The 4,285-nt window shown below is 39.4% G+C and carries 4 protein-coding genes and 1 pseudogene; 2 read left to right on the top strand and 3 right to left on the bottom strand.

Going from position 1 to position 4,285, the window contains the following annotated elements:
* A partial coding sequence (locus tag AC1DUW_RS22015; protein ID WP_477643461.1) for a CopD family protein occupies positions 1-1,272 on the top strand: 1,272 nt, incomplete at its 5' end.
* A gap of 18 nt (positions 1,273-1,290) precedes the next feature.
* Positions 1,291-1,953: a YcnI family copper-binding membrane protein gene (locus tag AC1DUW_RS22010; protein WP_252430077.1), complete on the top strand. Its 663-nt coding sequence runs from the start codon at positions 1,291-1,293 to the stop codon at positions 1,951-1,953.
* 43 nt (positions 1,954-1,996) lie between these two features.
* On the opposite strand, the gene AC1DUW_RS22005 is transcribed toward AC1DUW_RS22010, so the two are convergent.
* From AC1DUW_RS22005 to AC1DUW_RS21995, 3 genes and pseudogenes are all read right to left on the bottom strand, one after another.
* Positions 1,997-2,995, bottom strand: coding sequence for a S8 family peptidase (locus tag AC1DUW_RS22005; protein WP_053344246.1), 999 nt, complete (start codon positions 2,993-2,995; stop codon positions 1,997-1,999).
* 340 nt (positions 2,996-3,335) lie between these two features.
* Positions 3,336-3,413, bottom strand: a pseudogene (locus AC1DUW_RS22000) (SEC-C metal-binding domain-containing protein); the annotation flags it as partial.
* 637 nt (positions 3,414-4,050) lie between these two features.
* Positions 4,051-4,285 (bottom strand): nitroreductase family protein (locus AC1DUW_RS21995; RefSeq protein WP_477643460.1); only part of this gene is annotated, 235 nt, incomplete at its 5' end.

Raw genomic sequence — 4,285 nt, 5'->3', positions numbered from 1 at the left:
GGAGATTCAGCGGGCCTATCAGACCAAGAAAATTCCGAATTGAATGCAGGTTTTCCGAATTCCATCAACGTTTTCCTGCAAAGTCTTCAATACATATCTTTTGCAGCCCTTACCGGAATCCTTTTTTTCCAATTATCGTTAATGAAGGATTCTCGCCTTTTTGAAGCCAGCAGAAGAGCCCGTCTATACCTTTGGCTTTCATATGCAGGTTTAGCATTTTCCATCTTCTTCAGTCTGCCTTTAAAGGTGACGATTGACGCTGGCGTAGGTTGGACTGATGCATTTAATGTGAGTTATATAAAAGAAGTATTGAATGCTACAAACTTTGGAGCCATCTGGATCGTTGAAATTCTAATATTGCTCCTTCTATTTTTAGTGATTTATTTCATGCTGGAGAACTCCCTGAATAAATCACTACCCTTCCTTTCTTTCATCATAATAGCCAGCTTGATGGTTTGTAAGGCTTCAATTGGACATACGGCAGCTGTTCCTAATCAGGTTCTTGCCGTTTTGATGGATTTCCTCCATTTATTGTCCATGGCTTTATGGTTGGGCGGCCTTATGGCCTTATTGGTGATATTGCCTGGGCTTGCTGATCGGCAGACAGAAGATAAGAAAACATTTTACTGGTCAATCATTCAAAGGTTTTCCAGATGGGCATTTCTGTTTGTAATCATACTGATCGTTAGCGGGATATATAGCAGCTTACAGCATGTACCGACTATCCATTCATTGTTAAAAACAACATATGGACAATTGTTACTTGCGAAAGTTGGTCTCATGTTAGTCATGATCGTTTTAGGAGCATTTCATTTTTTCAGGGGGAAAAAGAAAGAAAAAAAACTTGGTTATAGTGTGGGAATAGAGTTTGGTGTAGGAATCGTCGTTCTCCTTGTAGCCGCTCTATTAACAAATGTCCAAACGGCCATGTCTTCTCCAGGACCAATTGAGAAAACTTTGATGACTGCAGAAAATAATGAGGTTACTTTAATGGTAACTCCCAATGAAGTCGGTGATAACCGAATCCAAGTAAACATATCCAATGATGAAGGCATGCCTTATACCGAAATTGAACAGCTTACAATCATAATGGAGCCTGTAGATACCGACGGAGGAGAAATAAAGCTTCAACTTCAGGGAGAAAATACAGGTACGTTTACATCCAAGTCGATTCTAACCATGTCAGGAAAGTGGAAGATTCAGGTCCATGGATTAACTGAAGATCTAGATTCAATTGATGCTGATTTTACAATATTAGTTGGAAATTCATAACAGAAGGGATTTATTCAAATGAAAAACATATCAAAGCTTCTTATCTCTACATTTGCTGCTCTATTCATTTTTTCCGGTTCAGCGAATGCACACGTTACCGTTAAGCCTAGTTCATCTGCACCTGAGGCTTGGGAAACTTATACACTAAAAGTACCCGTTGAAAAAGAAACTGCCACCACCAAGGTGACTTTAAAGATTCCGGAAGGCATTACTTTTGAAAGCTACCAGCCTGTACCAGGGTGGAAAGTAACAACTGAAGGTGACAAAGAAGGTCATGTAAAAACGGTAACATGGGAAGCGACCGATGAAGGAATTGCCGCTGGACAATTCCAGCAATTTTTATTCGTTGCCCAAAACCCTAAAGAAGAAACAAATGTAGCTTGGGATGCCTTTCAATATTATGAAGATGGTGAAATTGTTGAATGGAGTGGAGATGAAAGCTCCAACCTACCGCATTCTGTAACTGAAATTTCGGTAGCTTCCAAAGCTAATACAGGATCTGAGGGCCATAGCCATGCAGAAAAAAGTGATCACGCAGCTTCAAATTCAGCCGACAGTTCAAAGGATTCTACAAAAGCAGAAGATGATAACAATGAAACACTGATCATTACTCTTGCAGGGATATCTTTGATTCTCTCTATTGTAGCCCTTTTAGCAGCCATTAGGAAAAGTAAAAAATAATCTTTTAGGTGTCCCAAAGTTTCTTGGGACACCTTTTTTATTTTTAATATTCCATGACCACCGTTTTACTTGGTAACTGAAGATTTTCTGATTCTATGGTAATCTTAATGGATTTTTCAACTCTTTGTTCCGCTATTGTTAAGTTTAGTAGACCATTACCCTGGGCTCTTTTGCTTATTCCCAGATCTTCTGTACTTTTCACTAACTGTGCATATAATTCCGCTTCAGTTAGCTTACGGCCAAATTCCTTTTCAGCAATCACTTTCAAAAGAGCTGCCGCACCGCTTACATGAGGCGTTGCCATAGACGTTCCGCTCAGCCTAGCATATCTATTTCCTGGATACGTAGAGAGAATATCAACTCCTGGCGCTACCAGGTCAATTTCATCATTTGTATTTGAAAAATCCGCCAAATTTCTGCTTAAATCCACGGCTCCGACTTCCACTACCTCGGGATATGCCCCTGGGTAATCCAATTCATCCGTTTCATCACGCCCATCCCCACTGTTTCCAGCTGCACATACAACAAGGATATCTTTCTGAAGCGCTCTTTGAATAAGCTTATGTTCCGCCTCATCTGGAGGACCACCGAGGGAAAGTGAAATAACTGAAACCTTTTCTTCATTAGGCCCCTGCCAATTAATCGCATACTCTAAAGCTCCATTAATCCAATTTATATCGCCTTGTCCTTTTCCATTTAAGGCTTTCAACGCTAAAATACTTGCTTTCGGAGCCACTCCAACTACTCCAACTTTATTAAGGGCAGCCAAAACCGTACCGCTGACATGTGTTCCATGCCCGTTATCATCTTGATAATCCCCGGTATTGGTAAAATCCTTTCCACCAATAATACTTTCTTTGAGGTCTGGATGCTCTTTATCAATGCCTGTATCGATGACCGCAACGACCACGCCTTCACCATAATTGCTTTTTTCCCAAATTGCCGGGGCTTTCACAAGCTCTACACCCTCAGGAATTTTTTCTTTAACCGTGTCCATTACTTCAAGAACTTTGTAAGGTATTAATCTTTTTTCTTTTGTCATTTGATTACCCCTTCCTTCGTTCAATAAGTTAAACTGCCATCAGTGGGGGATCTTCTATCCCGTCTGGTTGCCGTCTACCGTTGAAAGAGATGAGATCAAAAAACTCTTCTCTCTTATATATACCAGATTTTTGAAAATAAAAAAGGAGTATTCGGAAAATTCCGTCTAAATTACTACTTTTTATTTCTTCTTCTTGTCATTATCTGGTACCCTTATTATAGAACAAACGTTCCCGTAATACTATAGTATTTTTTTTATTTATGAAATCATTCTATTTTTCCATGTTAGATTTCAAAAAAAAGAAGCGACTCCGAATCGAGTCAGCCTCCCTTAAATGAACTTAAGCTGCACCGCAGCATTTTTTGTATTTTTTCCCGCTACCACATGGACATGGCTCATTTCTTCCGATGACTGGTTCTGTATGAACATGAGGCATTTTAGCCGCTTTTGCACTCTCCATGATAATTTGTGTGCCTTTTTCCTTCATTTGCTGATAGCGCTTCTTAAACAGTTCCATTACGTCTTTACTGTACTTTAACGTGTCTTCAGCAATATCCATCGCCTTTTGCTTGGAAATATTATAATCCTCTAGGACGAATTGATTATCTCGGAATGAAACCCGAACTCCAAAATGCTGTCCGGCCTGACTGGTGGTCTTGCGCTCCTCCACGAATTCAAGGTACACTTCCTGGCAATCACATGTCTGATGCATGCAATAATAATCATATATCCAATACGTTTTATCTTCATACTTACTCTTTAAAGCAATTCCATCCTCAACGCCAAAAACATCCAAATATTTAATCGCTTTTCCATCTAGAATCTCAAATGGATCAATCGTTCTCATCTATAGACACATCCTAATTCATCAAAATTTATTCACCCTATGTATTGTACAACCTAAAACCTCAATCGTCACTTGAAACGAAGCATAAGAAAGCCAAAATCCTATATGGTAAAAACCTATTAAAGAAATCTTATCGAACAAAAAAAACAGCTGCCGCAGTGTGTTTATACTGATGCAACTGCTCCTATATTTACTTTCCATTAATTTTTCAATCGATCCAAGTAGTCAATTCATCAATCGGTGTTTTTTTAGCCGGTTTTGGCTCCATATCGGGATAACCCAAGTAAATGAATGCTAGTATTTCTCCTTTTGAGGATAAGTTGAAAAATTCCCGAACCTTCGTATTATAAGTGATTTTTCCAGTTCTCCATACTGCCCCAAGACCTAGAGAATGTGCGGCTAGAAGCATATTCTGAACGGCACTGTTCACTGCTGCATATTCT

The organism is Peribacillus sp. P4_C12 (assembly GCF_056402095.1).
Note: the sequence above shows the minus strand (reverse complement) of the source record. Positions and strands in the feature narration are given on the sequence as shown.